We start from the raw sequence: 4,694 nt of genomic DNA, 5'->3' as shown, positions 1-4,694 counted from the left end.
TGCTCAACAGACATGGTCATCGCATTCTATGGCTGCCACCCTATAGCCCTGATCTAAATCCTGAGCGAGGATAAAGCAAAGCACTGCTTTGCCCGAGCGCAAGACGAGAGCTGTGCTCGAGTGGGAGAAAAAATGGGCACAAGCAAAGTTTCTACGCCAAGGCTGGATGGAGAATAATCTGCCTAAACTGTTTCATGATATGGGCTGTATTTCTTTTATAGTGAACTGACTATACTTCACGCAACTAGACCGCCCAGTGAAAGCCAATAAAGACAAAGATTGGCCAAAAGGTGGAGCGCCTGTAGACGTGCGTCGTTAATTCTATATAGGCTCAGGTGTATTCTCATTTAGGTTGTGATAATTAAAATGAGTTACGACCCGTAAAAGAGAGCCTGTACAGACAATCGGCAATTTATTGCTGCTATACCTGATGAATAAAAAGCCCAACTATATAAATAGTTGGGCTTTTTATGTTTAGGGCAACAAATTCAACACGCCTCAATTATAAAATAAATAAACAACTAAGGCAGCTTCATATCACCGGCTACCAGCCAGCCCATACGGCGCATAACAAAAGCGACTAGGCCAGAAATTACCGCTGGCAGTACGAACATCAGTAAAATAATTGCCGTCCACAGCTGTGTCGCACTCATAATCCCTTCTGATGCCTCTATGACACCAAAAACACCAACCAATCCAGCAGTGCCCATACCTGCCCCCGTTGCAGTACAAGCAAGCCCAAAGCCTACTGTCGCAATCGGACCTACAATGGCACTAGTAATGACCGCTGGCAATAGAATCAATGGCTTTTTTAATACATTTGGGATTTGCAGCATGCTCGTGCCAAGCCCTTGAGACACCATACCACTGATACCGTTATCCTTAAAACTAGCAACCGCAAAACCAACCATGTGCGCCGCACAACCGACTACCGCTGCGCCACCTGCCAAACCACCAAGCCCAATCGCAATACAAATCGCCGCACTGGATGTGGGTAACGTCAATAAGATACCGACCACAACTGCAATAACGATACCCATTAACAATGGCTGCAACTCCGTCGCCGCTTGAATACCTTGACCAATAGCATCTACAGCCGCGACGATAGGTGGATTCAGGAGCGCACAAACCAATAGAGCCACAGCGCATACCACTAACGGCACCAACAAAATATCAAGTTTGGTCTTGCCTGCGATCCAAGTACCCGCCCGATAAGCAAACACAGACGCCAAGTAAGCGCCTATTGGATTGCCAGGTAACGCCACAAAAGTAGCAGGACCACCCACTTGCGGAGTGAACAGCGTCCCTGCCATCAACGCCGCAGAGTGCGCGCCAAGCATACCAGCGACCAAGCAACTGAGCATGACTAGCGTCGGTGCTTTAAGATAATAAGCAATGCCGACGCCAATACCCGCGCCCATCAGTATGGATGCCAGTTTACCGACTGCGACCAATGCCGGAAAACCTAACCAGCCACCGATTTGTGAAATAATTAGACCGGCAATTAGGGTAACAAACAGCCCTAAAGCCATACCTGTAAATGCATCGATGAAGTACTTTTGAAAAAATGCTTTTATGATACCACTAGGTTGTGCTGAGCCAGATACCGTCATAACCTTACTCTTTATGAAGTTTTTACGTTATAGAGTTTTACTCGAAATATCATACACCAACAGAATACAGTCACTTTACCAAAAAACACCGATAAAAAAAGCGTCATTGCGACGCTTTTTTTTATCAATACCCAATCATCAAAACACCACGAACTAACGACGTTGCTCAACGACAATAGAATCAATGCCATTGTTTTGTAGACGCTGCTGAGCAGTCGCCACGGCTTGACGGTTACTCATCGCCCGTGAAATCACTTGATAGATTGGCAATCCATTACCCGTGGTGTTTTTTACCACTCTAGCATCGACACCTGCCATCATTACCTGAGCACGGCGGCGGTCAGCTTGATCAGCATCACTAAAGCTATTTATCTGCAAAATATAAGTCGTTGTAGGCTGAGCGGCCTGACTACTTGCCGTATTGGCATCTGCTGAATTACCAGTGTTATTGCTGCTAGCGTTGTTGCTACCACTGTTACTCGATGGTGTCGTTCCATCGTAGGTGGTATTCTCTTCAACAACGACAATCTCACTACTGCTATCTCTGCTGTTGGTTGCAGCGTCATTGCCATTGTTCGGTTCAATTGCCGTATTTTCAGGAATTCCAAAACTGTCTGTTTCACCGTCAGGGTTGGAGGTACTACTTTCTGGCTGATTTACGACGACATCAGGTTCAAAGTCGGTGTTTTGCTCCACCCGACTATTTTCTATTTCGCCAAAATCTTCATCAGGTATCGTTGCCATCTCCTGACCAGGCAAAATATCATAGAACTCATAATCACCATTATCGGTATCAGTTTCGACACGTGGCTGCACCTGATTGTTAGCATCGTTGTTAGCAGTGCTATCGGCAGGGCTGAAGTTGAACAACGGCGAGAGGTATATAAACAACCCAATCATCAAGGTCAGCACCGCTCCGACGAACATCCACAATAAGCTAGATACGCCACTTTTTTTGCGCTTTTCAGTCGCACCTTTAGGTTTTTTGGCTAACATGGATTTGGCTCTCCCTACTAAATCTAACGATCATCACATTATGGCTATCCATCATCTAGTTATATTACATACTAGACGGTGCAGATAGCCCTAATAAACTAAGTCCATTGGACAGTACTTGTCTTACCGCTTTCGACAAACGCAGACGGGCTTGCATCAACTCCATCTCTTCTTGGCTCGGCTTTTCACCCGAGGTCAAGCTCACTGGCAAAATTCGATTGCTGTCATACCAGCCATGGAATAGCGCTGCCAACTCTTTTAAGTAATTGGTCAATACGTGCGGCTCATAACCTGTTGCGGCACGCATTAACGTCGCTGGATATCCTGCCAGCAACTTAATCAGCTCGTCTTCATTAGGTACGCTAAGCAAAGTTTGCTGCTGCTCACCGAGCGCGTCATCTACTACAAATCCACTGCTTTCTAGCTTTTCTAATACTCGGCAAACGCGTGCATGCGCATATTGGATATAATATACCTGATTGTCTTTACTTTGTGATTTCGCAAGCTCCAAATCGAAGTCAACATGCACTTCAGGCTTACGCTCTACATAGTAAAACCGAGCAGCATCATTACCGACTTCTTGACGCAGCTCTCGCAAGGTCACAAACTTGCCTGAGCGCGATGACATCTGCACTTTTTCGCTACCGCGCCACAACGCCACAAACTGCACGAGCACCACATCCAAGTCCTCGGCATCGATACCCAACGCTGATAACGCTGCTTTTACCCGCGGGACATAACCATGATGGTCTGCGCCCCAGACGTTAAGGACTTTATCAAAGCCGCGATCAAATTTGTTTTTATGATAAGCAATATCAGAAGCAAAATACGTGGACTGACCGTTAGCACGGCGTACGACACGGTCTTTTTCATCGCCAAAGTCCGTGGACTTAAACCAAATATTGCCGTCTTTTTCGTATAGATAGCCTTTTTCATCTAAAACCTGCAGCACTGGCTCAATCTCGCTTTCAATCGATTTTTCGCTAAACCAGCACTCATAACGAACACCAAAGTCGTTTAAATCATCTTTGATATCGGCCAAAATACTATCAAGCGCAGCGTTTAAAAACAGCTCATAATCATCGCCCAATAGCGCCTTGCTATTGGCAATCAGGCCATCAATATGCGCTTCTTTATCGCCTGACAGTAGCACTTTTTCACCGTCCGCATTTATCTCAAACTGAGCATCTGCCGGTACATCTTTCGCCACATCGTCAAAGCTATGAACATAGCCATCACTATGCTGCGTTTTGAGTGTTTCGCTGATATCGCTGACATACTCACCTTGATAACCGTTCACTGGAAAGGTCACCTGCTCACCATTATTCTCAAGATAACGCAGATAAGTACTGGTTGCTAAAATATCCATCTGACGACCAGCATCATTGACATAATACTCACGCGTCACATCATAGCCAATCGCTTCAAGTAGATTTGCCACGCTCATACCAAAAGCAGCACCGCGACCATGACCGACATGCAAGCTCGACGTTGGGTTGGCAGAAACGAACTCCACTTGGATTTTTTGTCCATCAAACTGCTCGCTTAAACCAAAACGATCCTGCAAAGTAAAGATATCATCCAATACGGCAAACTTAGCATCGCTGTTCAAAAAGACGTTGATAAACCCAGGCCCAGCGATTTCCACTTGGCGAATGTCTTTATTATCAGGTAATGCATTGACGATTTTTTCGGCAAGCTGACGTGGGTTGGTTTTTGCGGATTTAGCAGCAGTCAGTGCAATATTACTAGCAAAATCACCATGACTCAGGTCTTTCGTGCGAGTGATTTGACTGTTATTTTGCCAATCAGGAGGTAGTGTGCCATCCGCTTGTAAGGTCTGGACAGCATCGTTAAATAATGATGCAAGTGTATCAATTTGGGCTTGTGACATAGGGATTTGAACTCAATTAAATAAACAACAAAAACAGTGCAGAAATGTGACAAATGCGAGCAGTCGATAACTGCATATTATAGTAGCAATCGACATGACGGGGGATAAAATAATATAAAAATATATGCAACCTATAAATAACCCCAGTTCGGGATAAGCCACATTGTAACTCATTGATACTATTTACAATG

At 45.2% G+C, this 4,694-nt stretch carries 3 protein-coding genes; all 3 read right to left on the bottom strand.

What is annotated here, in order from left to right; genetic code table 11:
• Window positions 1-521 precede the first annotated feature (521 nt).
• Entirely contained in the window at window positions 522-1,613 is a 1,092-nt protein-coding gene (locus L0J61_RS09345; protein WP_301466177.1) for a PTS transporter subunit IIC, read from the bottom strand.
• A gap of 153 nt (window positions 1,614-1,766) precedes the next feature.
• Window positions 1,767-2,609 carry an SPOR domain-containing protein gene (locus tag L0J61_RS09340; RefSeq protein WP_301466176.1) on the bottom strand — a complete coding sequence of 281 codons (843 nt, stop codon included), beginning with the start codon at window positions 2,607-2,609 and terminating at the stop codon, window positions 1,767-1,769.
• A gap of 64 nt (window positions 2,610-2,673) precedes the next feature.
• Complete coding sequence (gene argS, locus L0J61_RS09335; RefSeq protein WP_301466175.1) at window positions 2,674-4,503, bottom strand: arginine--tRNA ligase; 1,830 nt, start codon at window positions 4,501-4,503, stop codon at window positions 2,674-2,676.
• Between the last annotated feature and the right edge of the window lie 191 nt (window positions 4,504-4,694).

Source organism: Psychrobacter sp., from assembly GCF_030457785.1.
In the GTDB taxonomy this organism is placed as follows: domain Bacteria; phylum Pseudomonadota; class Gammaproteobacteria; order Pseudomonadales; family Moraxellaceae; genus Psychrobacter.
Note: the sequence above shows the minus strand (reverse complement) of the source record. Positions and strands in the feature narration are given on the sequence as shown.